The following is a 23,105-nucleotide window of genomic DNA, read 5'->3' on the forward strand; positions in this document are numbered from 1 at the left end:
GCCCGCTCCGCGCGCCCGCGGTCGCTGGGCCGCACGCGGATGCAAGCGCGTGCAGCATCTGCATCCGATGGAAAATTCCGCCGTACGTGCGACGTTCCGAGAAAGCGTTCGGTCAGGTTTGCGAAAGCATTTCGCGATCATGCTCCGGTCGCAAACGATTCACCGAATCGTCGCATCGCACCGGCATACTCGAAAACGTTTCCCGATCCGCCTGCCAGGAGAGAAGTCATGCGTCGCGTCGCCCTCGTCGTCGTTCTATGTGCCGCCGCCCTCGTCGCCGCCTGCAGCGACGACGCGCCGCACGACGCGCACGCGGCCGACGCCTCCCGGCAGGCCGGCGCAGCGCCCGGCTCCGCGAGCGCGTTCAACAGCGACGCGGGCGCGAGCGCCGCCGCGTCCGATGCCGCACCGCTCGCGCCGCCCGTCGTCCACTACCCGCCCGACGATGACGACGACGCGAAGTCCGCGACCAACGCGGGCGCGTCCGGCGTCGCCGCATCGTCGGCACATTGATCCCGCCGTTCCCGTCCCTCTCCCCCGATCGCAGAACCGAGGTGAAATAACATGACGTCATCCAGCCGCCGCCGTTTCCTGCACACCGTCGCACAGTCCGCGGGCGCGGCCGTCGCGCTCAACGCGTTCCCCGAATCGATCCGCCGCGCGCTCGCGATTCCGGCCGCGCGCGGCACCGGCACGATCCGCGATGTCGAGCACATCGTCGTGTTCATGCAGGAGAACCGGTCGTTCGACCATTACTTCGGACACCTGCGCGGGGTGCGCGGCTACAACGACCGCTTCCCGATCCCGCTGCCGAGCGGCAAGCCGGTGTGGTACCAGCCGTCGAAGGAAGACCCGACGAAGCCCGTGCTGCCGTTCCGGCTCGACACGAAGACGACCAGCGCGCAGTGCCTCGGCGCGCTCGACCACTCGTGGGCGAAGACCCACGCGGCGATCGACGGCGGCCGCTACGATCAATGGCCCGCGAACAAGACCGACATGACGATGGGCTATCACGTGCGCGAGGACATCCCGTTCCACTACGCGCTCGCCGATGCGTTCACCGTGTGCGACAACTACTTCTGCTCGCTGCCGGGGCCGACGCACCCGAACCGCTCGTATCTGATGACGGGCACGGTCGACCCGACCGGCAAGTTCGGCGGCCCGTTGCTCGACAACGCCGACTACGTCGACGGCGACCTGCCGCCCGCGTATCAGCTGCTGTCGTGGACGACCTTCCCCGAACGGCTCGAGGCGCGCGGCGTGTCGTGGCAAATCTACCAGCAGGGGCTCACGTGGGCCGATCCGTACAACGGCAACTACGGCACGAACATCCTGCAGAACTTCACGAACTTCATCAACGCGAAGCCGGGCTCGTCGCTGTACCAGCGCGCGCAGACGGTGCGCACGCTCGACAACCTGAAGGACGACGTGATCAACGACCGCCTGCCGCAGGTGTCGTGGCTGCTGCCGCCCGCCGTATTCTCCGAGCACCCGAAATACACGCCCGCATACGGCGCGAACTACACGTCGCAGATCCTCGACGCGCTCACGGCGAATCCGGACGTATGGGCGAAGACCGTGCTGTTCATCATGTACGACGAGAACGACGGCTTCTTCGATCACATCGTGCCGCCGCAGCCGCCGACGTCGGCCGCGCAGGGCGCATCGACCGTGACCACCGACGGCGAGCTGCACACGGTCGTGAATCCCGGCCGCGGCGGCAGCTACACGGCCGACGGCCTGCCGTACGGCCTCGGGCCGCGCGTGCCGATGACGGTCGTGTCGCCGTGGTCGAAAGGCGGCTTCGTGTGCTCGCAGGTGTTCGACCACACGTCGGTGATCCGCTTCATCGGCGAGCGCTTCGGCGTCGACGAGCCGAACATCACGCCGTGGCGCCGGACCGTCTGCGGCGACCTCACCGCCGCGTTCGACTTCCGCTCGTCCGATGCGACGTTTCCGACGCTGCCCGACACGAGCCAGTACCGCACGATCGCCGACCAGCAATGCACGTCGCAGCCCGCGCCGACCGTGCCCGCGACGCTCTCGCCTATCGATCCGCAGGAGCCCGGCGTGCGCCCCGCGCGTGCGCTGCCGTACGAACTGCACGTGAACGCGAGCATCTACGGCGGCAACACGCTGCGCATCGAGTTCGCGAACCGCGGCAACCAGGGCGCGCACTTCCAGGTGTACGCGACGAACCGCACCGACGGCCCGTGGCGCTATACGGTCGGCGCGCGCCGCGTGCTGCATGCGGACTTCGACCTGACGGAGACGAACGGCGCGTATGCGTTCTCGGTGTACGGGCCGAACGGCTTCGTGCGGATGTTCGCGGGCAACGTGTCGGCCGCGACGGCGCGCCGCCGCAACCATGCACAGCCGGAAGTGAAGGCCGGCTACGACATCGCGAACGGCAACCTGTACCTGAAGCTGCGCAACCACGGCGCGGGGCACGTCACGCTGACGCTGGCCGACAACGCGTACGGCACGCCCGCGCGCCAGGTGACGCTGCACGGCGGCGACGAACACGTCGAACAATGGGCGCTCGCGTCGAGCCACCACTGGTATGACGTGACGGTGAGCGACGGCGCGAACGGCACGTTCTCGCGCCGCTTCGCGGGCCACGTCGAAAACGGCCGGCCGAGCTACTCGGATCCGGCCGCCGTGCGCCCGGTTTCCGCGTCGTAAGCGCCGGCGGCGCGACGCTGCGCGGCCCCGGTCGCGCAGCGCGTGCGCGTGGTGTCAGATCGCGTGCGCGAGCGCGCGATCGACGAGCGCGGCGTCGAAGCCGTCGTCCGCGTCGCGAAAGCGCAGCGGCGCGGCACAGTGCACCAGCGTGTCGATGAAGTGCTTCGCGCGCGGCCATGGCCCGAAGCCGGCCGCGGTGTTGATGTGTCCCGCGTCGCCAAGGTTGACGAATGCGCTGCCGAGCCGCTGCGCGAGCGTGCGCGCATCGGCGAGCGGCATCCACGGATCGGTCTCACTGCCGATCACGATCGACGGCACCGCGAGCCGGCGCGCGTCGAACGGCCCCGCGAACGTGAATTTCCTCGGACTGGCCGGCGCGACGAGCAGCACGCCGGCGACGTCGGCCGCCTGCGGCCACTGCGCGAGCGCATGCGCGGCCGCCAGGCAGCCGAAGCTGTGCGCGGCCAGCACGAACGGGCCGCGCTCGCGCTCGAGCAGCGCGCGCACGGACTGCGCCCATCGTGCGAGATCGGGGGCATCCCAGTCGGCCTGCTCGACCCGCAGCGAGCGCGGGAACTGCCGCTCGAGCCAGGTCTGCCAGTGGGCGCCTTCGCTGCCGTGCAGGCCCGGAACGGTCACGAGCCGCGGCGGCCACGCCGATTTGCTGCATGCGCGCATGATTGCCCTCGCTTGCTTTGCTTGAAGACGAGATTCGATTGTGGCGCGCCGCACGTGGCAGCCGAACCAATATTTTGTGCTTTGCTTTTGCGCGGGACAGCCGACGGCACGGGCCGCTCGGTGCGGGCCGGCCGCCTCGCGGCGGCGCAACGCGCCACGAAACCGTAGAATGTGGGCTTCCCGCTTGCCTTGCATCGGATCGAACCGGGCGCCGCCGCGCCGGTTCCGATCGACAGGAGACGCCCGATGTCCGCTACGCCCGCCGGCGCGCTGCGCCCGTTCCATCTCGCCTTTCCCGTGTCGAGCCTCGCCGGCGCACGTGCGTTCTACGGCGGCCTGCTCGGCTGCCCCGAGGGCCGCAGCTCCGAGCATTGGGTCGACTTCGACTTCTTCGGCCATCAGCTCGTCGCGCATCTCGCGCCGGACGAAACCGGCAAGAGCGCGGTGAACCCGGTCGACGGCGATGACGTACCCGTGCGTCATTTCGGCGTCGTGCTGTCGATGGACGAATGGCATGCGCTCGCCGACAAGCTCAAGGCCGCGCACACGCGCTTCGTGATCGAGCCGCACGTCCGCTTCAAGGGCGAGGTCGGCGAGCAGGCGACGATGTTCTTCCTCGATCCGTGCGGCAACGCGCTGGAGTTCAAGGCGTTCGCCGACATCGGCCAGCTGTTCGCGAAGTAGACGCATGAAGATCCTGTTCTACTCGCCACATCAGGAAGCCGACGCATGGCGCGACGCGATCGCGCAAGCGCTGCCCGAGGCCGAGCTGCGCGCATGGCAGCCGGGCGACACGGGCGCCGCCGATTACGCGCTCGTGTGGCGCGCGCCGCGCGAGGTGTTCGCGCCGCGCGACGGCCTGCGCGCGATCTTCAATCTCGGCGCGGGCGTCGATGCGCTGCTCGCGCTCGAGCGCGCGCATCCCGGCACGCTGCCGCGCGACGTGCCGCTGGTGCGCCTCGAGGATTCGGGCATGGCGCGGCAGATGATCGAATACGTGACGCACGCGGCGCTGCGCTACCTGCGCCGCTTCGACGAATACGATGCGCTGCAGCGCGTGCGCCGCTGGCAGGTGCTCGAGCCGCATCCGCGCGCGAGTTTCACCGTCGCGGTGCTCGGCCTCGGCGTGCTCGGCGCGCAGGTCGCGCAGGCGCTCGCGGCGCTCGGCCTGCCGGTGCGCGGCTACAGCCGCAGCCCGAAACGGCTCGATGGTGTCGAGACCTTCGCGGGCAACGACGCGTTCGACGCATGCATCGACGGCGCGAAGATGCTCGTGAACCTGCTGCCGAGCACGCGCGATACCGACGGGATCCTGTCGGCACGCACCTTCGCACGGCTCGCGCCGGGCGCGTACCTGGTGAACGTCGCACGCGGCGCGCATCTCGTCGAAGCCGACCTGCTCGACGCGCTCGCGAGCGGCCGGATCGCCGCCGCGACGCTCGACGTGTTCCAGCATGAGCCGTTGCCCGCCGATCATCCGTTCTGGCACGCGCCGCGCATCACGATCACGCCGCACAGCTCGGCCGAGACGCTGCGCGACGAGGCCGTCGAACAGATCGCCGGCAAGATCCGCGCGCTCGAGCGCGGCGAGCGCGTCGGCGGCATCGTCGACTACGCGCGCGGCTACTGAATTCCGCCCATACAAAACTGGAGACAACCATGACGTTCCCCACCGCCGTCAAGATCGTCGAAGTCGGCCCGCGCGACGGGCTGCAGAACGAAAAGACCTTCGTGCCGACCGACGTGAAGATCGCGCTCGTCGATCGTCTGTCGCGCGCCGGCTTCCGCAACATCGAGGCCGCGTCGTTCGTGTCGCCGAAATGGGTGCCGCAGATGGCCGACGGCGCCGACGTGATGGCCGGCATCGAGCGCCGCGCGGGCACCGTGTACTCGGTGCTCACGCCAAACCTGAAGGGCTTCGAGAATGCGCTCGCCGCGCGCGCGGACGAAGTCGTGATCTTCGGTGCGGCGAGCGAGGCGTTCTCGCAGCGGAACATCAACTGCAGCATCGCCGAGAGCATCGCGCGCTTCGAGCCGGTCGCGAAGGCCGCGAAGGACGCCGGCCTGCGGCTGCGCGGCAGCGTGTCGTGCGCGCTCGGCTGCCCGTACCAGGGCGAGGTGCCGGTCGCATCGGTGGTCGACGTCGTCGAACGCTTCGCCGCGCTCGGCTGCGACGAGATCGACATCGCCGACACGATCGGCGTCGGCACGCCGAAGCGCACGCGCGAAGTGCTGTCAGCCGTCACGCGCGTGTTTGCGCGCGAGCGGCTGTCGGGCCATTTCCACGACACCTACGGCCAGGCGCTCGCGAACATCTACGCGGCGCTGTTCGAAGGAATCGAGATCTTCCACGCGTCGGTCGCCGGCCTCGGCGGCTGCCCGTATGCGAAGGGCGCGACCGGCAACGTCGCGACCGAGGACGTGCTGTACCTGATGCAGGGCCTCGGCATCGACACCGGCATCGACCTCGCGCAAGTGGTCGCCGCCGGCGACTTCATCTCGAACGCGATCGGCCGCGCGAACGTGTCGCGCGCCGGTCGCGCGCTGCTCGCCAAGGCGCAAAGCGCGGCCGACACACCGAGCTGCGTCTGATCCCACACCTTCGGATTACCCATGACGACACCCGCTTCATTCGACTCTCTCCCCGATTCCGCGCGACGCGTCGCGCTGCTGCTGCGCGAACGCGGTCATTCAAAAGGGATCGTGATGCTCGCCGAAACCGGCAAGACCTCCGCCGAGGCCGCGGCCGGGCTCGGCTGCTCCGTCGCGCAGATCGCGAAGTCGATCCTGTTTCGCCGCGAATCGGACGGCCTGCCGGTGCTCGTCGTCGCGAGCGGCGTGAACCGCGTCGACGAGAAGAAAGTCGCCGCGCAAGTTGGCGCGGTCGGCCGCGCCGATGCCAAATTCGTGCGCGACAACACCGGCTACGCGATCGGCGGCGTCTGCCCGATCGGCCATCTCGTCGAACCGGTCACGCTGATCGACGCCGATCTGCTCGAACTCGACAGCCTGTGGGCGGCCGCCGGTCATCCGCACGCGGTATTCAACCTGTCGCCGCAGGAACTCGTATCGCTGACGGGCGCGCCGGTCGCCGACGTCGCGCTGCGCAACGACGCATGAGCGACGTGCCGGTACCAGTCGGCACGGTCGCGTCGCCGTGCACCGACGTATGCAGGATCGATCCGCGCACCGACTGGTGCGCGGGCTGCCTGCGCACGCGCGACGAGATCAAGGGATGGCGCGCGTCCGACGACGACGCGAGGCGCATGTTGCTCGCGCGGCTCGACGCGCGGCGGCGCCTGCTCGCACGGAGCGGCGCATAAAAAAATGCCGTTCGGCCTGCTTGGCGAACGGCATGAGATCGGAATCCTGTGAACGTGATCAACGTCACAGCCCGCATCATACGAGCGACGCTGCAGCATCGCATCGGGTGTTTCCCTACAACTTCTTACAGCACTTCGCGCGCAACCTTCGTTCCCGGATGCGGCGCCAGCCGGTGTCGGCAGCCTGCCGTAGCGGCAAGCCGTAACGGCGAGCCGAATCGCACGACCGTTTCAGTTGCCGAGCGCCGTGCGACGCGCCGGCACGATGCGCCAGCCGAGGTTCACGCCGGCCGCCGCGAGCAGGATCAGCAGCGCGCCGAGCACCTGCGTCCACGCAAGCGTCTGCCCGAACGCGACGCGATCGACGATGATCGCGACGACCGGATAGACGAACGACAGCGCACCCGTCATCGCGACCGGCAGCTTCTGGATCGCGCCGTACAGCAGCACATACATCAGACCTGTATTCACGACGCCGAGCACGACGAGATCGAGCCACTGCGCGGCCGTCGCGGGCAAGCTGCCGAAATGCGCGAACGGCGCGAGCAGCACGATGCCGAGGCCGGCCTGCAGCAGCGCGAGCAGATGCGGCGGCGTGCCCTTCAGGTGCTTCGTGACGATCGACGACACCGCATACAGGAACGCCGCGCCGAGCGACAGCGCAACGCCTTCGAGATATTCGCCGGGCACCGCGAGCACGGCCGGCTCGACGCGCACCACGCACACGAGCCCGATGAAGGCGAGCGCGAGCCACGCGATCGTCGACGCGCTGATCCGTTCGCGGAACACGATCGCGCCGAGCGCGACGAGCATGAACGGCTGCGTGTTGTAGACGGCGGTCGCCATCGAGATCGACGCGCGCGAATACGCGGCGAACAGCAGCAGCCAGTTCGCGACGATCGCGACGCTGCCGAGCGTCGCGAGCGCGAGCATGCGCGGCGAGAACAGCGCGCGACGCAGGAAGCCGAGCGCCGCGCAGACGATCGCGAGCGTCGCGGCGCCGAACAGGCAGCGGAAGAACACGACGTTGGTGAGCGGTTGCTGCGACGACATCACGAGCCAGCCGATCGTGCCGGACATCAGCATCGCGACGACCATCTCGGCGGCGCCGCGGCGAATTTCGTTCGAGGCCATCATGGACTCCGTTTGACGAGAGGTGATGACTTCGATTCTAGGAACTTGCTTTCCGTGCATCCACGACTAAACTGAAGCGAAACCACCGATTCACCTTCGAAAGCAAAGCGATCATGTCGAAACGCCTTTCCCCGCCCGCCGTCGCGTCGCTGGACGCGACCGACCGCGCGATCCTCGCGGCGCTGGCCGAGGATGCGCGCATCGCCACCAGCGAACTGGCGCGACAGATCGGGCTGTCGGCGCCCGCGACCGCCGACCGCGTGCGACGGCTCGAAGCGCAGGGCGTGATCGCGGGTTTCACCGTCGAGCTCGACCCGCGCGCGCTCGGCTACACGCTGCAGGCGATCGTTCGCGTGAAGCCGCTGCCGGGGCAGCTGCATCTCGTCGAGGAGGTGCTGCGGCGAATTCCGGAATTCGTCGAATGCGACAAGGTGACCGGCGAGGACTGCTTCATCTGCCGGCTCTACCTGCGCACGATCGAGCACCTCGACGACATCCTGTCGAAGGTGACGGAGCGCGCTGAAACGAGCACGGCGATCGTGAAATCGACGCCGGTGCCGCGCCGCCTGCCGCCGCTCGTCGACGACGACGCCGCCGCGCGCCGCTGACCGTCGCCGCGTGGCCGGCGCCGCTCACGCGGCCGCGTCGCGCGCCTCGAAGAACGCGAGCAGTTCGTCGATCAGCGCGACGGGCGCCTCCTCCGGGATGTAGTGTCCGCAATCCAGCGCGCGGCCGCTGACGTCGCGCGCGACGCGCCGCCATTCGTCGAGCGGATCGAAGCAGCGTCCGACGATCCCGTTTTCGCCCCACAGCACGCGCAGCGGGCACGCGACCTTGTTGCCGCGCTCGAGATCCGCGCGGTCGTGCTCGAGGTCGATCGTCGCCGACGCGCGGTAGTCCTCGCACATCGCATGCACCGCGCCCGGCTGCGCGAGCGCGGCGCGATACGCGGCGAGCGCCTCGGGCGCGAACGGCGCGAGCCCGGCGGACCGGTTGCCCATCACGCGCTCGATGTACGCGTCGGTGCGACCTTCGATCAGCGTCTCGGGCAGCGGCGCCGGCTGGATCAGGAAGAACCAGTGGAAATACGCGGTCGCGAACGCGCGATCGGTTTGCTCGTACATCGCGAGCGTCGGCGCGATGTCGAGCAGCATCATCCGCTCGACGGCCACCGGATGATCGAGCGCGAGCCGGTGCGCAACGCGCGCGCCGCGATCGTGCGCGCACACGTGGAATTGCTCGAAGCCGAAATGCCGCATCACGGCGACCTGATCGGCCGCCATCGCGCGTTTCGAATACGGCGCATGCCGCGCATCGCTCGGTGGCTTGCCCGACGCGCCGTAGCCGCGCAGGTCGGTCGCGATCACCGTGAAGTGATTCGCCAGCGTCGCGGCGACGCGATGCCAGATCATGTGGGTCTGCGGATGGCCGTGCAGCAACAGAAGCGGCGGCCCCGCGCCTCCTTTGACACCGAAGATGTCGGTGTCCCGCACCGTCACGCGAAACGGTGCAAACGCCTCAAACGACATGGTTTGTTTCTCGTTGGTTTGTTATGGCGGCTATTGTAGGAGCGCGCGGCCGGACGCTGCGCGCGCCAGATGCCCGAATGCGTAGAAAGAGAACACTCACTCGATTGTGGACATGCCGCGCCGTTTGCTAAGCTCGCGTAGAATCGCACGACCGTTCGTATTAATATGAGCGCCTCGCTGCACCGCTACACTCGAAGCATCGTTCGACCGCCACGCATTGATGCCGGCGTCGGCGCGACCGCGCCGCATCCGGCCGCCCCTCGAGACTGGAGACATCACATGGCATTGCCCGCCGTCCTGCAGAACCTGACGCTGCCCGTCATCGCGTCGCCGATGTTCATCGTCAGCTATCCCGAACTCGTGCTCGCGCAGTGCAAGGCGGGCATCGTCGGATCATTTCCCGCGCTCAACGCCCGTCCTTCCGAACTGCTCAACGAATGGCTCACGCAGATCCAGGCCGAGCTCGCCGACCACAAGGCGAAGCACCCGGATGCGGTGATCGGCCCGATCGCGGTCAACCAGATCGTCCATCAGTCGAACGTACGGCTCGAACATGACGTGCGCGTGTGCGTCGACCACAAGGTGCCGATCTTCATCACGAGCCTGCGCGCGCCGGCGCGCGAAATCGTCGACGCGGTGCACAGCTACGGCGGCATCGTGCTGCACGACGTGATCAACCTGCGTCACGCGCAGAAGGCGCTCGAAGCCGGCGTCGACGGGCTGATCCTCGTCGCGGCCGGCGCCGGCGGCCACGCGGGCACGACGTCGCCGTTCGCGCTCGTCGGCGAAGTGCGCAAGATGTTCGACGGTCCAATCGTGCTGTCCGGCTCGATCGCGAACGGCGGCTCGATCCTCGCCGCGCAGGCGATGGGCGCCGACCTCGCATACATGGGCACGCGCTTCATCGCGACACAGGAAGCGCACGCGGTCGAGGATTACAAGCACGCGATCCTCAACGCGAAATCGTCGGACATCATCTACACGAACCTCTTCACCGGCGTGCACGGCAACTACATCCGCGAGAGCATCGAGAAGGCCGGACTCGATCCGGACGCGCTGCCGGAATCGGACAAGTCGAAGATGAATTTCGGCGGCGACAAGGCGAAGGCGTGGAAGGACATCTGGGGCGCCGGCCAGGGCGTCGGCCTGATGGACGACCTGCCGAGCGTCGGCGCGCTCGTCGAGCGGCTCAAGCGCGAGTACGACGAAGCGAAGGCGCGTCTCGGCATCGCGCGCTGACGCGAGCGGCGGGTTGCGCCACTGCCGCGCACAACGTCGGACAAAAAACAAAAAAGCGCGAACCGCAACGGCTCGCGCTTTTTTACATCTGCATGCAGCGGTATCGGCGCGGGGTCAGGCGCGCTTGATTCGCGTGATCGGCAGCACGCGCAGGCGCGACTCGATCGACGGGCACAGCGACTGCCCTTCGAAGCGTGCGGCAAGAAAGTCGACGAACGAGCGCACCTTCGCGGACACGTGGCGGCGGCTCGCATACACCGCATAGATCGGCGCCTCGTGCGGCGGCACCGAGTCGAGCAGCACCGGCACGAGACGGCCGGATTCGATGTCGTCGCCGATCACCTCGGTGCCGAGCAGCGCGATGCCCGCGCCCGCGAGCACGGCCGCGCGCAGCCCCTCGAGATGGTTCACGATCAGGTTGCCGTTCAGGTTCACGCGCGACGCGGCGGCCGCGTCGATCACGAGCGAATCGAGCATCGTCGAATTCGAATCGCGGCGCAGGTAATTGTGGTGCGCGAGATCGGCAATCGTTCGGGGCGTGCCGTGCTTCTCGAGATACTCGGGCGACGCGACCAGCAGGATGTGCGCGGTCGCGATCTGCCGCGCGACCAGCGACGACGATTTCAGTCCGTTCGGCGCCGCGCGCACCGCGACGTCGTAGCCTTCCTCGATCAGGTCGACCACGCGATCGGACAGCGTCATGTCGACGGTCACGTCCGGGAACCGACCCGCATAATCGGTGACGGCCTGCATCACATGCCGCAAGCCGAACGCGGACAGCGACGTCACGCGCAGGCGGCCCTGCGGCACGACGCTCGCGGCGCCGACCGCCTGTCCGGCCTCGTCGAGCTCCGACAGCGCCTGCACGAGGCGCTCGTAGTATTCGCGTCCCGCCTCGGTCGGCGCGACGCGTCGGGTCGTGCGATGCAGCAGCCGCGCGCCGAGCTGCTGCTCGAGATGCATCACGTGCTTGCTCGCCATCGCGGCCGACATCTGCATGCGCTCCGCCGCGCCGACGAAGCTGCCCACTTCGACGACGTAGCGAAACACATTCATGCTGACGAGGGTATCCATCGAACTAGCCCGCAATTCCTGGGAATCATGCAATTACGGGATAGGGTAACAAAGGCGAGGAAACAAGAAGGTCAACAAAGGCAAAACGGCGCCGCATGACGCGGCGCCGTTTCGGGGGCGGAAGACCGGCAGGCGGGACACGCGATGCGCGTGCGTGCCCGGCAGGCCGATCGTCAGAACTTCGCGCGGATGCCTGCGCCGAATGTGTTGCCGCTCGACAGGCCGCTGATGTGGTCGTTCATGTACGCAGCGTAGACGTCGGTGCGCTTGGACAGCGGGTAGTCGTAGCCGACGGCCCAGGTCTGGCGCGTCTGGTCGAGGCCGCCGCCGTCGCGCGAGTACGCATACGACGCCATCGCGTTACCGACGCCGAGCGGCACCGACACGCCGCCCTGCGCGGTATTCACGTGCCAGCTGCCGGCAACCTGGTCGTTCTTCGTATACATGTACTGGCCGAACAGCTTCACGTACTTCAGGTCGTAGGTCGCGCCGACCAGCCCGATGCCCTGGCTCTTCATGCCGGTCACGAGCGAGCTCAGATCCTGCGGGCCGTTGTTGAAGTTCACGTATTGGTAGACGGCGGTCGCCGCGAACGGGCCGTTCGCGTAGTTGAACTGCGCGCTCCACTTCTTCGAGCGGTTGTCGCCTGCCGTGTTGCCGAGCGCGTACATCGCCGCGAAATTCAGGCCCCCGAACGAAGGCGACGTGTACGACAGCGCGTTGTTCCAGCCCGAATCGCCGACCGCGCCCTGGTCGCTCGGATAGGTCGGGAACGTGCCGAGACCGAGGAACACGTGGTACACCATCGGCGAGAAGGTGTACGAATCGTAGAACGGGTTGAACAGGATCGTCGACAGGAACAGGTGCGTCGTCAGGCGGCCTGCCGTCACCGTGCCGTACGGCGAGCTGACGCCGACGTATGCGTTGCGCGCGAAGAACGTGTCGCCCTGGAAGCGGCCGAACTGGCCGTTCTGCGCACGGAAGAAGCTCTCCAGCGTGAAGATCGCCTTGTAGCCGTCGCCGAGATCCTCGGCGCCGTGCAGGCCCCAGTACGACGTCGACATCCCGCCGCCCGACACGTTCCATGCACGATTGCCGCCCGGGAACTTGGTGGCGCCGACCCATTCGTCGACCTGACCATAGAGCGAGACGCTCGATTGCGCGTGGACGGGTGCCGTTGCCGCCACGCAGGCGGCCGCGGCGATCAGCTTGACGGACGTGCGCGACGCACGGCGAGCGAATGCTTTCATGGGATCTCCAGGTTTTGTCGAAGTGTCGATAAGTGGCGCGAGCGTTGTTTTTTGGAGCCGATTGCTTGCGTCGTATGGGGCGCAGCCATCTTTACGGATCATGCGTCCGGTCAAAATTGCGCACACTTATTGCGGGTATAGCGGCAGCATTAACTTCGCTGAATCGGCACATGGCCAGGCGCGCCGCAGCGGCCCCGCGCGGAGCGCTCACGCGATGGGCAAGCCGCCGGACGCGCGCGCGCCGGGCGCGAAAGATAGCGCAATGCGGGGGGAAAATCAGCGGAAATCTGCGCGCGACTGTGGCGAATTCGCATCACACCCGGCGGGGGACGAACGCGCGGGGCGTTCAGTTTCGGTAGAACGGGGAGAAAAACGGCGAGTGCGGAGGATCTTCCTGCGCGCGGGGCGGCGGCATCGGGCGGCCGCCGCGCTCCTCGTTGTAGCGCGCGACGTCGGCGCGGATCGAGCCGGCACGCAGCGGCACGTTGCCGCCGCCCGGCGGGCGCGGCATCTGGCGGGAATCGGCGCTGATCGGACGATACGGGCTTTGCGCGGCGTAATGGCCGTAGGACGGCGTCGGCCGCAGCCCCCAGCGGGAACCGTAGCCGCTCACGCCGCCGCTACGCGCGCCGCCCGGCGGCAGCGTCCGGCGCCACACCGGCGCGTTGCCGGCCGGCTGCCCATATGCGCGCATGTCGCCGCCACCGAAACCGTGACCGAAGCCCTGGCCGCCGCCGAACGCCTGGCCGCCATGCGGCGGCTGCGCGAGCGCGAGCGGCACCAGCAGCGCGCCGAGCACGCCTGCCACCCATCGTCCGACCTTCAGTTTCACCCGTTCCGTCATCATTCAGTGCCTGTTGCCGCCTGCCGCCGGGTGTTTCCGGCCGACGCAAGCCTTTCAGCAGTAATTTATGAGCGCCCCGAAACGGTGTCGAGCCAAAAAGTGTTAGGTCGCGGGCATCGGTGTAACACCATGTTACTGCTAGGTTTTTTCACTTCGGGGCGCAATCGCGGCAGAACATTCTTCTGCCGTTTTGCGCATCGAGCGCCCGTCGCCGGCACCGCCCTCGGATGCAGCCGATTCATCAATCGATTCGCACAATGAATTTGTTTATTGAATGGTCTGCCCGGACAATATCGGCTTCGCGCGCGACACGCGCGCCTGCCGTTTCCGAATCGAGTTTCCCGATGGCCCGTCCCCGTTTCCTTCCCGACAACTTCACGCTCGCGCTCGTCGGCACCGTCGTGCTCGCGAGCCTGCTGCCGTGCCGCGGCCCGGCCGCCCATGCGTTCAATTGGGCGACCAACGTCGCGGTCGGCCTGCTGTTCTTCCTGCACGGCGCGAAGCTGTCGCGCGAAGCCGTCGTCGCGGGCGCCACCCACTGGCGGCTGCATGCGGTCGTGCTGCTCAGCACGTTCGCGCTGTTCCCGCTGCTCGGCCTCGCGCTGAAGCCCGTGCTGCAGCCGCTCGTCACGCCGGCGCTCTACGCCGGCGTGCTCTTTCTGTGCACGCTGCCGTCCACGGTCCAGTCGTCGATCGCGTTCACGTCGATCGCCAAGGGCAACGTGCCGGCCGCCGTGTGCGCGGCGTCCGCGTCCAGCCTGCTCGGGATCTTCGTGACGCCGGCGCTCGTCGGGCTGATGATCACGTCGCAGTCGGCCTCGGCCGCGTCGCCGTGGAGCACCGTCGGGAGCATCGTGATGCAGCTGCTCGTGCCGTTCATCGCCGGCCAGCTGCTGCGGCCCGTGATCGGCCGCTGGATCGAACGCAATCGTGGCGTGCTGCGCTTCGTCGACCAGGGCTCGATCCTGCTCGTCGTCTACGTCGCGTTCAGCGAGGCCGTGAACCAGGGGCTGTGGCACCAGATTCCGGCGCGCGCGCTCGGCGGCCTGCTGGTCGTCAACGTCGTGCTGCTGGTGATCGCGCTGGTGCTGACCACGTTCGTCAGCAAGCGGCTCGGCTTCAACCGCGCCGACCAGATCACGATCATCTTCTGCGGCTCGAAGAAGAGCCTCGCGGCCGGCGTACCGATGGCGAAGGTGATCTTCTCCGCGCAGGCGGTCGGGGCGATCGTGCTGCCGCTGATGCTGTTCCACCAGATCCAGCTGATGGCGTGCGCGGCGCTCGCGCAGCGCTGGGGCGCGCGCGACATGCGCGGCGAGCGCGAAGGCGACGAAGGCGACGAAGGCGCGGCCAACGCTGCACGCGGACGCGAGGCGCTGAGCGCGGGCAAGCGCTGACCGAGACTGCGTGGCCGGCATGGCTGGCCGCGCGGGGGTATTTGCGTCGCTCTGATTCCCCTTTCCGCTTCTCCGCCTTCGCGCCTTCGCGCCTTCTCCGCCTTCTCCGCCTTCTCCGCCTTCTCCGCCTTCTCCGCCTTCTCCGCCTTCTCCGCCTTCTCCGCCTTCTCCGCCTTCTCCGCCTTCTCCGCCTTCTCCGCCTTCTCCGCCTTCTCCGCCTTCTCCGCCTTCTCGGCCTTCTCCGCCTTCTCGGCCTTCTCGGCCACGCCGCCGCCTGTCCACTCCGGACGACGCATGCACCATCGACGTGCATCGCGTCACGAAATCTTCATTCAATTCTCCACGCAAGCTGCCGTTAAAGTCGGGCGTCCCGTCGCCTCGGCCCCTCGCCATGCTCGCGCCCCATCCCGCCCCCTCCGTCGCCCCAACCACGCGCCTGATCGCGGAACGTGCGCTCGCGGCCGTATTCCAGCCGATCGTCGACCTCGGGTCGGGCACGGTCGTCGGTTACGAAGGCCTGATCCGCGGCCCGCGCGGCACGGAGCTCGAGCCGCCGGCCGCGCTGTTCGCGCAGGCCGCCCTTGACGGCACGACCATCGCGCTCGAACAGGCGGCCGCCCTCACCTGCCTCGACGCGTTCGCGGCACTCGGTTGCGACGGCAAGCTGTTCCTCAACTTCAGCGCGGGCACGATCCTGCAACTCGCGCGCGAACGCGAGCGTGCGCGGCAATTGCTCGGACGCGCGCGGGTCGGCGCGCAGCGCATCGTGATCGAGCTGACCGAGCAGACCGCGATGCCGGACGTCGCGCGCATCGGGCCGGCGGTCGCGTCGCTGCGCGACGCCGGCATCCAGTTCGCGCTCGACGACTACGGCACCGCCAGCGCGAGCATGAACCTGTGGCTGCGCCTGCACCCGGACGTCGTGAAGATCGACCGCTTCTTCATCCACGACATCGCGCGTGATCCGCTGAAGTTCGAGGCGGTCAGGGCGATGCAGCACTTCGCGCATGCGAGCGGCGCGAAGCTGATCGCCGAAGGGATCGAGAACGAATGCGACCTGATCGTCGTGCGCGACATGGGCATCTGCTGCGTGCAGGGCTTCCTGCTCGGCCGGCCGGACGCGCAACCGTCGCCGGTCGTCGCGCAGGCCGCGCGCGATGCGATCCGCACCCCGCACATTGCGGTGTTCCCCGGCGCGACGCGCACCGCGCGGCCGAGCGGCACGATCGCCGCGAAGATGCTCGTCCCCGCGCCCGCGCTGCCGCTGGATGCAACCAGCAACGACGTGCTCGACCTGTTCAACCGGATGCCGGCCCTGCATGCAGTCGCGCTCGTCGAAGGCGGGCGGCCAGTCGCGCTCGTGAACCGGCGCGGCTTCATCGACCGCTTCACGCTGCCGTACCACCGCGAGGTGTTCGGAAAGAAGCCGTGCCTGCAGTTCGCGAACGATGCGCCGCTGATGATCGACAACGCGACGTCGGTCGAACAGCTCGCGATGCTGCTCGCGAGCCACGACCAGCGCTACCTCGCGGACGGCTTCGTGATCACCGAGCACGGCCGCTACGTCGGGCTCGGCACTGGCGAGAGCCTCGTGCGCGCGGTGACCGAGATGCGCATCGAGGCCGCGCGCTATGCGAATCCGCTGACGTTCCTGCCCGGCAACATCCCGATCAGCGCCCACATCGAGCGCCTGCTGGCGCGCGACGCCGGCTTCCATGCATGCTACGTCGACCTGAACCAGTTCAAGCCGTTCAACGACCAATACGGCTACTGGCAGGGCGACGAAGTGCTGAAGTTCGCGGCAACGGTGCTGGCCGGCGTGTGTGATCCGCAACGCGACTTTCTCGGGCACGTCGGCGGCGACGATTTCCTCGTGCTGTTCCAGCGCGACGACTGGCACGCGCGCGCGGCCGACGCGATCGCGCGCTTCAACGACGGCGCGCGGCGCTTCTACACGCAGGCCGACCGGCTCGCGGGCGGGCTGCGCGGCGAGGACCGCCACGGCAACCCCGCGTTCTTCGGTTTCGTGACGATGGCGATCGGCGCGGTCGGCGTGCCGGCGGGCGCGAACGGCGCGATGCGCTACGGCAGCGACGAGATCGCGTCGGTCGCGGCGCTCGCGAAGCGGCGCGCGAAACAGCAGCCGGACGGGCTTGCGGTTGTCGATCTCGATGCGGGCCGCGCGGCGCTGCGCGATCGCGGCGGGCCGCCGCACGCGGCAGCGGGCTGAAACGGCGAGGGCGACGGACGCAAGCGCGCCGCCCGGGGGCGCGGACGGCAGCGACGGTGGAGCCGGTGTCGCGCGGCCGTCGGACTCCCCGTAACGGCCTGCCGCTCGCTTCTCTCGCTTCTCTCGCTTCTCTCGCTTCTCTCGCTTCTCTCGCTTCTCTCGCTTCTCTCGCTTCTCCCGCCTCTCCCGCCTCTCCCGCCTCTCCCGCCTCTCCCGCCTCTCCCGCCTCTCCCGCCTCTCCCGCCTCTCCCGCCTCTCCCGCTCTCCCGCTTCTCCCGCTTCTCCCGCTTCTCCCGCCTCTCCCGCCTCTCCCGCCTCTCCCGCTTCTCCCGCTTCTCCCGCTTCTCCCGCTTCTCCCGCTTCTCCCGCTTCTCCCGCTTCTCCCGCTTCTCCCGCTTCTCCCGCTTCTCCCGCTTCTCCCGCTTCTCCCGCTTCTCCCGCTTCTCCCCGCTCAGCCCCGCTTCCCCGCCACCCAGCGCGCCCCTCGCCGACCGGGCAGCCGAACACATGCGCCGCACCTCCGTCTGGCAAAGCCCGATGCCGCGCGATCACCTTGCCTTTTTCGCGCTTTGTTTAGTATTTTTAGTAACGTCGTTTTCGCAGATTAGCGCGCAAAAACCCGTTATTTCCGGGTATTCCCCGGTTATCCGGCCCGAATTTGGCGCTGAGTTTTACTATACAATCGCCGTCAACCTAAACAAACCGGATCCCGAACGATGGGCACCACCATTCGCGACGTGGCGCGGGCGGCAGAGGTCTCGATCGGCACCGTCTCCCGCGCGCTGAAAAACCAGCCGGGCCTGTCGGAAGCCACGCGGGCGCGCATCGTCGAGATCGCGCAGCGGCTCGGCTACGACCCGGCCCAGTTGCGCCCGCGCATCCGCCGGCTCACCTTCCTGCTGCACCGCCAGCACAACCGCTTTCCCGCCAGCCCGTTCTTCTCGCACGTGCTGCACGGCGTCGAGGACGCATGCCGCGAGCGCGGCATCGTGCCGACGCTGCTCACGGTCGGCCCGAATGACGACGTGCTGCGCCAGATGCGCCCGCACGCGCCCGACGCGATCGCGGTAGCCGGCTTCATCGAGCCCGAGACGATCGAGGCCCTCGCCGCGACCGGCCGGCCGCTCGTGCTGATCGACCTGTGGGCGCCCGGCCTGCGCTCGGTGAACATCGACAACGCGACGGGCGCGGCCCTCGCGATGCGTCACCTGCTCGCCATCGGCCGCTCGCGGATCGCGTTCATCGGCGGCTCGGCCGCGCACTTCAGCATCGCGCAGCGCGCGATCGGCTACCGCCGCGCGTTCTTCGAGGCCGGGCGGCTGTTCGATCCCGCATACGAAGTAACGATCGATGCCGGGCTCGACCCCGACACCGGCGCGGCGCGCGCGATGCAGCAGCTGCTCGATGCGCCCGGCCCGCGCCCGGACGCCGTGTTCGCCTACAACGACGCCGCCGCGCTCGCCGCGCAGCGCGTGTGCATCGCGCGCGGCGTGCGGATTCCGGAAGACATCGCGATCGTCGGCTTCGACGATATCCCGGCCGCCGCGCACGCGAACCCGCCGCTCACGACGCTCGCCGTCGACAAGGAAGCGCTCGGCCGCCGCGGCGTCGAACTGCTGCTCGCGGAAGCGCCCGAGCGCACCGAGATCTCCCTGCCCGTCGAACTGATCGTACGGGCCAGCAGCCAGCCCGCCGGCTCACCGGCACTCGATACCGCCACGGTCACCGAATCATGAACATGCCCCCGGTCCAATCCCGCCCGGCCGCGCCGGCCGCCCACGCGCAAGCGGCACCGTTCGTCGCGAGCTTCCGCGATCCGTCGTTCCTGCTGTCGCACGTCGAGGACACGCTGCGCTTCTACGCGCCGAACGCGTTCGACCCGACGGGCGGCTTCTACCATTACTTCCGCGACGACGGCAGCGTCTACAACCGCACGTCGCGGCACCTGGTCAGCAGCTGCCGGTTCGTCTTCAACTACGCGATGGCCTACCGGCATTTCGGCGATCCGCGCCATCTCGAGTACGCGCGCCACGGGCTGCGCTTCCTGCGCGACGCGCACTGGGATGAAACGCTGCAGGGCTACGACTGGGAACTCGACTGGCGCGACGGCGCGAAACGCGCGACGCTCGACGGCACGCGCCACTGCTACGGGCTCGCGTTCGTGCTGCTCGCCGCCGCGCACGCGACGATGGCGGGCATCGACGAAGCGCGCGCGCTGATCGCGTCGACCTACGAGCTCGCCGAGCACCGCTTCTGGGACGCGGCCGCGGGACTCTACGCGGACGATGCGACGCCGAACTGGAACGTGTCGTCGTACCGCGGCCAGAACGCAAACATGCACATGACGGAAGCGCTGCTCGCGGCGTACGAGGCGACGGGCCATCTCACGTATCTCGATCGCGCGGAAAAGCTCGCGACCCACATCACGCAGCGCCAGGCCTCGCTGTCGGGCGGCCTCGTGTGGGAGCACTACCATGCGGACTGGTCGGTCGACTGGGACTACAACAAGGAAGACAGTTCGAACATCTTCCGTCCGTGGGGCTTCCAGCCCGGGCACCAGACCGAATGGGCGAAGCTGCTGCTGATCCTGGAGCGGCACCGCCCGCTCGACTGGCTCGTGCCGCGCGCGACCGAGCTGTTCGACGCGGCGCTCGCGCATGCGTGGGACGCCGATCACGGCGGCCTCTGCTACGGCTTCGGGCCCGACTTCACGATCTGCGACCACAACAAGTATTTCTGGGTGCAGGCGGAAACCTTCGCGGCGGCCGCGATGCTCGGCGCGCGCACCGGCAGCGAGCGCTTCTGGGACTGGTACGACGAGATCTGGCGCTACAGCTGGGCGCATTTCGTCGATCACCGCTATGGCGCGTGGTACCGGATCCTCACCTGCGACAACCGCAAGTACAGCGACGAGAAGAGCCCGGCCGGCAAGACCGACTATCACACGATGGGCGCATGCTACGACGTGCTCGCGACCCTCGCGCGCGCGGCGCGCAGCGAGCCGACGCAATGAGCGGCGGCACCTTTCCGGCCTTCGTGTCGGCGGGCGACATCCTGACCGACATGGTGCGCGCGGGCGACGCGCAGTGGACCTCGGTGCCGGGCGGCGCCGGCTGGAACGTCGCGCGCGCGGTCGCGCGCCTCGGCGTGCCGAGCGCGCTCGCGGGTTCGATCGGCGAGGACTGCTTCTCCGACGTGCTGTGGCGCACGAGCGAGGCCGCCGGCCTCGACCTGCGCTTCCTGCAACGGGTGCCGCGTGCACCGCTGCTCGCGATCGTCCATGAGACGCGGCCGCCCGCATACTTCTTCATCGGCGAAGCGAGTGCGGATCTCGCGTTCGACCCGGCGAAATTGCCGGCCGGCTGGGCCGGCCACGTGAAGTGGGCGCACTTCGGCTGCATCAGCCTTGTGCGCGAACCGCTCGCGGGCACGCTCATGGCGCTCGCGGCCGACCTGCACGCGCGCGGCGTGAAGATCAGTTTCGATCCGAACTACCGGAACCTGATGACGGCCGCGTACCGGCCGACGCTCGAGAAGATGGCCGCGCTCGCCGACCTGATCAAGGTGTCCGACGAGGACCTGCGCCACCTGTTCGGCGGCGACGGCGCCGATGCGGTCGCCGCGGTGCGCGCGCTGAATCCGCGCGCGGCCGTGCTCGTCACGCGCGGCGCGCAGGCGGCCACGCTTTATGCGGACGGCGACGTGCTCGAGGCCAGCCCGCCGCGCGTCGAGGTGGTCGACACCGTCGGCGCGGGCGACGCGTCGATCGGCGGCATGCTGTTCAGCCTGATGGCCGCGCCGCAGCGATCGTGGCGCGAGCATCTCGCGTTCGCGCTCGCGGCGGGCGCCGCCGCGTGCCGGCATACGGGCGCGCACGCGCCGACGCTCGACGAGGTCGTCGCGTTGCTCGAACGGTGACGGGATGATGACGGTGCGCTGATCGGTCGCCGATTCGCGGCGCTGTACATGCTGCGCCGCAGTGCTACGATGAAGTGTCCTATTGCGGGAGAGGCACGATGGACACGAACACGTTCACGAAAGGCATCTACACGGCCAAGGCGCATACGCAGCACGCCGCCAACGGACAGTTCCAGGGTTACGTGATCCTCGCCCGGGACGACGGCGACGAGACGGAGAACATGCGCTACGACGTCCACACGACGAGTCCGAGCGAGGAAGAGGCGTTCGACGAAGCGAAGGCGCTCGCGCACCGGATCCTCGGCGAAATCGAACTGTGATGCGCGAACCGTAACGCGCGAAACCATCACGCGCGCGCCGCGGCCCGGCTGCGGCGCGCCGCCGCATTCGGCAAGGCTCAGAGCAGCCGCGCCACCATCGACACCAGCATCGTCAGCACCAGCGTCGACATGAACGGGAACGGGTAGCGCCGCCCGCCGAGCGTCAGCGTGACGTCGCCCGGCATCCGCCCGATGCCGAGCTTGCCGAGCCACGGCCAGCAGCGCGTCAGGATCATCACCGCGACGAACGACGCCATCAGCCAGCGCAGCATCCCAGGGGCCCGTCCCGTCAGAGCGCGTGCGAGCGGTCGCCGCGCGCGAACGCGTCGAGCGTGCCGTCGATCCCGCGCGAGAACGCGATCACCTTGAACAGCTCGCCCATCTCGGCTTCAGAGATCAGTTTCTGCACCGCGTTCGCCGCAGGCAGGAACTGGTGGATGTCGGACGGATCGATCGCGGCCAGCGCGTCGGTGATGCCCGCGTTCAACAGGAAACGCGCCTGCGACGTGTAGCCGAGGAGATCCGCGCCGGTCGCGACGCCCGCGTCGTAGATGCCGGTGAATTCGACGTGCGCGGTGATGTCCTGCAGCCCCGGGTACAGGAATGCGTCGTCATGCGCGTGGTGGCGGTAGTGGCACATCAGCGTGCCGCGGTCGCGCTGCGGATGGTAGTACTCGTGCGCGGGGAAACCGTAGTCGACCAGTAGCACCGCACCGCGCCCGAGCATCGTGCACACGGTGCGCGTGAACGCCAGCGCGGCTTCGTGCGTCTCGGTCACGTAGCCATCGTCGACATCGAGCGTCGCGAGCACCGGCGGCAGACCGGCCGCGCTGGCGGGCCGGTCGTCGAACACGAACGCGTGCCGCGCGTCGAGCGCGACGCCGCGCTCGAGCCACGCGCCGTCCGCCTTCGCGAAGAGGCGCACCGGCATCGCGTCGAGCACCTCGTTGCCGACCACGACGCCGTCGAAGCGCTCGGGCAGCGCGTCGAGCCAGCGCACCTTCCCGGCGAGCGCCGGCGCGGCCGCCGCGATCGTGTCGCGCTGGCGTTCGCGCAACTCGCCGGACAGGTCGACGATCAGGTATTCGTCGAGTTCGACGCCGAGCGCATCGAGCGCCGCGAGCAGCCCGGCCGCGAGCTTGCCCGTGCCCGCGCCGAACTCCATCACGCGGCGCGTGCCGCTTGCCGCGAGCGCTTGCCCAACCGGATTCGCGAGCGTCTGCGCGAACAGCGGCGACAATTCGGGGGCCGTCACGAAGTCGCTGCCGTCGTCGGCGCGGCGGCCGAACTTGCGCGCGCCGCCGCTGTAATAGCCGAGGCCGGGCGCATACAGCGCGCGTTCCATGAAACGGTCGAACGGCAGCCAGCCGCCGGCCGCCGCGATCTCGTCGCGCAATTGCGCGGCAAGGGTTTCGGACTGCGCGAGCGCGTCAGGGCCGGGAGCAGGTAAACTAGCGGGTTCGTGAGCTTTCGGGTTCATCCCG

At 68.7% G+C, this 23,105-nt stretch carries 23 protein-coding genes; 15 read left to right on the forward strand and 8 right to left on the reverse strand.

Annotation, left to right across the window (positions count from 1 at the left end):
* Positions 1–228: 228 nt before the first annotated feature.
* Complete coding sequence (locus tag WI26_RS14260) at positions 229–513, forward strand: hypothetical protein (RefSeq protein WP_059913577.1); 285 nt, start codon at positions 229–231, stop codon at positions 511–513.
* Positions 514–564: 51 nt separating this feature from the next.
* Positions 565–2,685, forward strand: coding sequence for a phosphocholine-specific phospholipase C (locus tag WI26_RS14265; protein ID WP_069226233.1), 2,121 nt, complete (start codon positions 565–567; stop codon positions 2,683–2,685).
* A 54-nt stretch (positions 2,686–2,739) separates the two neighbouring features.
* Here the strand turns inward: WI26_RS14265 and WI26_RS14270 are convergent, their stop codons facing one another.
* On the reverse strand, positions 2,740–3,363 hold the full coding sequence (locus tag WI26_RS14270) for an RBBP9/YdeN family alpha/beta hydrolase (protein ID WP_059465846.1): 624 nt from the start codon (positions 3,361–3,363) through the stop codon (positions 2,740–2,742).
* A gap of 246 nt (positions 3,364–3,609) precedes the next feature.
* Between WI26_RS14270 and WI26_RS14275 the strand changes: the two genes are divergently transcribed.
* From WI26_RS14275 to WI26_RS14295, 5 genes are read left to right on the forward strand one after another with little or no spacing between them, the layout of a single operon-like run.
* Positions 3,610–4,047 (forward strand): VOC family protein, encoded by a 438-nt coding sequence (locus WI26_RS14275; protein WP_069226429.1) that lies wholly within the window; start codon positions 3,610–3,612, stop codon positions 4,045–4,047.
* A 4-nt stretch (positions 4,048–4,051) separates the two neighbouring features.
* Complete coding sequence (locus tag WI26_RS14280; protein WP_069226234.1) at positions 4,052–4,993, forward strand: 2-hydroxyacid dehydrogenase; 942 nt, start codon at positions 4,052–4,054, stop codon at positions 4,991–4,993.
* A gap of 29 nt (positions 4,994–5,022) precedes the next feature.
* On the forward strand, positions 5,023–5,955 hold the full coding sequence (locus WI26_RS14285; protein WP_069226235.1) for a hydroxymethylglutaryl-CoA lyase: 933 nt from the start codon (positions 5,023–5,025) through the stop codon (positions 5,953–5,955).
* A gap of 21 nt (positions 5,956–5,976) precedes the next feature.
* The gene (locus WI26_RS14290; protein WP_069226236.1) at positions 5,977–6,483 is read left to right on the forward strand and encodes a YbaK/EbsC family protein; all 507 of its coding nucleotides are present in this window, start codon (positions 5,977–5,979) and stop codon (positions 6,481–6,483) included.
* On the forward strand, positions 6,480–6,686 hold the full coding sequence (locus WI26_RS14295; RefSeq protein ID WP_059511865.1) for a DUF1289 domain-containing protein: 207 nt from the start codon (positions 6,480–6,482) through the stop codon (positions 6,684–6,686). The genes WI26_RS14290 and WI26_RS14295 overlap by 4 nt, the downstream gene beginning before the upstream one ends.
* 231 nt (positions 6,687–6,917) lie before the next feature.
* Here the strand turns inward: WI26_RS14295 and WI26_RS14300 are convergent, their stop codons facing one another.
* Positions 6,918–7,820, reverse strand: coding sequence for a DMT family transporter (locus WI26_RS14300; RefSeq protein WP_059465841.1), 903 nt, complete (start codon positions 7,818–7,820; stop codon positions 6,918–6,920).
* Positions 7,821–7,933: 113 nt separating this feature from the next.
* Between WI26_RS14300 and WI26_RS14305 the strand changes: the two genes are divergently transcribed.
* Positions 7,934–8,428 (forward strand): Lrp/AsnC family transcriptional regulator, encoded by a 495-nt coding sequence (locus WI26_RS14305; protein WP_063550587.1) that lies wholly within the window; start codon positions 7,934–7,936, stop codon positions 8,426–8,428.
* A 24-nt stretch (positions 8,429–8,452) separates the two neighbouring features.
* On the opposite strand, the gene WI26_RS14310 is transcribed toward WI26_RS14305, so the two are convergent.
* Positions 8,453–9,349, reverse strand: a complete 897-nt coding sequence (locus WI26_RS14310) for an alpha/beta fold hydrolase (RefSeq protein WP_069226237.1) — start codon at positions 9,347–9,349, stop codon at positions 8,453–8,455.
* Between the two features lie 279 nt (positions 9,350–9,628).
* Here WI26_RS14310 and WI26_RS14315 point away from each other — a divergent pair, with 279 nt between their 5' ends.
* The gene (locus tag WI26_RS14315) at positions 9,629–10,588 is read left to right on the forward strand and encodes an NAD(P)H-dependent flavin oxidoreductase (protein ID WP_069226238.1); all 960 of its coding nucleotides are present in this window, start codon (positions 9,629–9,631) and stop codon (positions 10,586–10,588) included.
* Between the two features lie 114 nt (positions 10,589–10,702).
* On the opposite strand, the gene WI26_RS14320 is transcribed toward WI26_RS14315, so the two are convergent.
* From WI26_RS14320 to WI26_RS14330, 3 genes are all read right to left on the reverse strand, one after another.
* Entirely contained in the window at positions 10,703–11,662 is a 960-nt protein-coding gene (locus WI26_RS14320; protein ID WP_059465837.1) for a LysR family transcriptional regulator, read from the reverse strand.
* A gap of 173 nt (positions 11,663–11,835) precedes the next feature.
* The gene (locus tag WI26_RS14325; RefSeq protein WP_059465836.1) at positions 11,836–12,912 is read right to left on the reverse strand and encodes a porin; all 1,077 of its coding nucleotides are present in this window, start codon (positions 12,910–12,912) and stop codon (positions 11,836–11,838) included.
* A 346-nt stretch (positions 12,913–13,258) separates the two neighbouring features.
* Complete coding sequence (locus WI26_RS14330; protein WP_059465919.1) at positions 13,259–13,756, reverse strand: hypothetical protein; 498 nt, start codon at positions 13,754–13,756, stop codon at positions 13,259–13,261.
* Between the two features lie 344 nt (positions 13,757–14,100).
* Here WI26_RS14330 and WI26_RS14335 point away from each other — a divergent pair, with 344 nt between their 5' ends.
* The 6 genes from WI26_RS14335 to WI26_RS14360 all read left to right on the forward strand — a co-directional run bounded on the left by WI26_RS14335 (position 14,101) and on the right by WI26_RS14360 (position 21,621).
* Positions 14,101–15,153, forward strand: a complete 1,053-nt coding sequence (locus WI26_RS14335) for a bile acid:sodium symporter family protein (protein ID WP_069226239.1) — start codon at positions 14,101–14,103, stop codon at positions 15,151–15,153.
* A gap of 391 nt (positions 15,154–15,544) precedes the next feature.
* Positions 15,545–17,383 (forward strand): EAL domain-containing protein, encoded by a 1,839-nt coding sequence (locus tag WI26_RS14340; RefSeq protein ID WP_069226240.1) that lies wholly within the window; start codon positions 15,545–15,547, stop codon positions 17,381–17,383.
* Between the two features lie 716 nt (positions 17,384–18,099).
* Positions 18,100–19,119, forward strand: a complete 1,020-nt coding sequence (locus tag WI26_RS14345; RefSeq protein ID WP_059465833.1) for a LacI family DNA-binding transcriptional regulator — start codon at positions 18,100–18,102, stop codon at positions 19,117–19,119.
* Complete coding sequence (locus WI26_RS14350) at positions 19,116–20,396, forward strand: AGE family epimerase/isomerase (protein WP_059511334.1); 1,281 nt, start codon at positions 19,116–19,118, stop codon at positions 20,394–20,396. Before WI26_RS14345 ends, WI26_RS14350 begins: the two co-directional genes overlap by 4 nt.
* Positions 20,393–21,301, forward strand: a complete 909-nt coding sequence (locus WI26_RS14355) for a carbohydrate kinase family protein (protein ID WP_069226241.1) — start codon at positions 20,393–20,395, stop codon at positions 21,299–21,301. Before WI26_RS14350 ends, WI26_RS14355 begins: the two co-directional genes overlap by 4 nt.
* Before the next feature lie 98 nt (positions 21,302–21,399).
* Positions 21,400–21,621, forward strand: coding sequence for a hypothetical protein (locus WI26_RS14360; RefSeq protein ID WP_059450680.1), 222 nt, complete (start codon positions 21,400–21,402; stop codon positions 21,619–21,621).
* Between the two features lie 77 nt (positions 21,622–21,698).
* On the opposite strand, the gene WI26_RS14365 is transcribed toward WI26_RS14360, so the two are convergent.
* On the reverse strand, positions 21,699–21,893 hold the full coding sequence (locus tag WI26_RS14365) for a DUF2905 domain-containing protein (protein ID WP_006484654.1): 195 nt from the start codon (positions 21,891–21,893) through the stop codon (positions 21,699–21,701).
* 17 nt (positions 21,894–21,910) lie between these two features.
* Positions 21,911–23,101 (reverse strand): class I SAM-dependent methyltransferase, encoded by a 1,191-nt coding sequence (locus tag WI26_RS14370; RefSeq protein ID WP_069226242.1) that lies wholly within the window; start codon positions 23,099–23,101, stop codon positions 21,911–21,913.
* Between the last annotated feature and the right edge of the window lie 4 nt (positions 23,102–23,105).

The organism is Burkholderia diffusa, assembly GCF_001718315.1.
Lineage (GTDB): Bacteria > Pseudomonadota > Gammaproteobacteria > Burkholderiales > Burkholderiaceae > Burkholderia > Burkholderia diffusa_B.

Excerpts from the sequence above, each read along its gene's own strand:
- WI26_RS14260 (WP_059913577.1), top strand. The coding sequence starts at position 229 with ATGCGTCGCGTCGCCCTCGTCGTCGTTCTATGTGCCGCCGCCCTCGTC.
- WI26_RS14265 (WP_069226233.1), top strand. The coding sequence starts at position 565 with ATGACGTCATCCAGCCGCCGCCGTTTCCTGCACACCGTCGCACAGTCC.
- WI26_RS14270 (WP_059465846.1), bottom strand. The coding sequence starts at position 3,363 with ATGCGCGCATGCAGCAAATCGGCGTGGCCGCCGCGGCTCGTGACCGTT.
- WI26_RS14275 (WP_069226429.1), top strand. The coding sequence starts at position 3,610 with ATGTCCGCTACGCCCGCCGGCGCGCTGCGCCCGTTCCATCTCGCCTTT.
- WI26_RS14280 (WP_069226234.1), top strand. The coding sequence starts at position 4,052 with ATGAAGATCCTGTTCTACTCGCCACATCAGGAAGCCGACGCATGGCGC.
- WI26_RS14285 (WP_069226235.1), top strand. The coding sequence starts at position 5,023 with ATGACGTTCCCCACCGCCGTCAAGATCGTCGAAGTCGGCCCGCGCGAC.
- WI26_RS14290 (WP_069226236.1), top strand. The coding sequence starts at position 5,977 with ATGACGACACCCGCTTCATTCGACTCTCTCCCCGATTCCGCGCGACGC.
- WI26_RS14295 (WP_059511865.1), top strand. The coding sequence starts at position 6,480 with ATGAGCGACGTGCCGGTACCAGTCGGCACGGTCGCGTCGCCGTGCACC.
- WI26_RS14300 (WP_059465841.1), bottom strand. The coding sequence starts at position 7,820 with ATGGCCTCGAACGAAATTCGCCGCGGCGCCGCCGAGATGGTCGTCGCG.
- WI26_RS14305 (WP_063550587.1), top strand. The coding sequence starts at position 7,934 with ATGTCGAAACGCCTTTCCCCGCCCGCCGTCGCGTCGCTGGACGCGACC.
- WI26_RS14310 (WP_069226237.1), bottom strand. The coding sequence starts at position 9,349 with ATGTCGTTTGAGGCGTTTGCACCGTTTCGCGTGACGGTGCGGGACACC.
- WI26_RS14315 (WP_069226238.1), top strand. The coding sequence starts at position 9,629 with ATGGCATTGCCCGCCGTCCTGCAGAACCTGACGCTGCCCGTCATCGCG.
- WI26_RS14320 (WP_059465837.1), bottom strand. The coding sequence starts at position 11,662 with ATGGATACCCTCGTCAGCATGAATGTGTTTCGCTACGTCGTCGAAGTG.
- WI26_RS14325 (WP_059465836.1), bottom strand. The coding sequence starts at position 12,912 with ATGAAAGCATTCGCTCGCCGTGCGTCGCGCACGTCCGTCAAGCTGATC.
- WI26_RS14330 (WP_059465919.1), bottom strand. The coding sequence starts at position 13,756 with ATGACGGAACGGGTGAAACTGAAGGTCGGACGATGGGTGGCAGGCGTG.
- WI26_RS14335 (WP_069226239.1), top strand. The coding sequence starts at position 14,101 with ATGGCCCGTCCCCGTTTCCTTCCCGACAACTTCACGCTCGCGCTCGTC.
- WI26_RS14340 (WP_069226240.1), top strand. The coding sequence starts at position 15,545 with ATGCTCGCGCCCCATCCCGCCCCCTCCGTCGCCCCAACCACGCGCCTG.
- WI26_RS14345 (WP_059465833.1), top strand. The coding sequence starts at position 18,100 with ATGGGCACCACCATTCGCGACGTGGCGCGGGCGGCAGAGGTCTCGATC.
- WI26_RS14350 (WP_059511334.1), top strand. The coding sequence starts at position 19,116 with ATGAACATGCCCCCGGTCCAATCCCGCCCGGCCGCGCCGGCCGCCCAC.
- WI26_RS14355 (WP_069226241.1), top strand. The coding sequence starts at position 20,393 with ATGAGCGGCGGCACCTTTCCGGCCTTCGTGTCGGCGGGCGACATCCTG.
- WI26_RS14360 (WP_059450680.1), top strand. The coding sequence starts at position 21,400 with ATGGACACGAACACGTTCACGAAAGGCATCTACACGGCCAAGGCGCAT.
- WI26_RS14365 (WP_006484654.1), bottom strand. The coding sequence starts at position 21,893 with ATGCTGCGCTGGCTGATGGCGTCGTTCGTCGCGGTGATGATCCTGACG.
- WI26_RS14370 (WP_069226242.1), bottom strand. The coding sequence starts at position 23,101 with ATGAACCCGAAAGCTCACGAACCCGCTAGTTTACCTGCTCCCGGCCCT.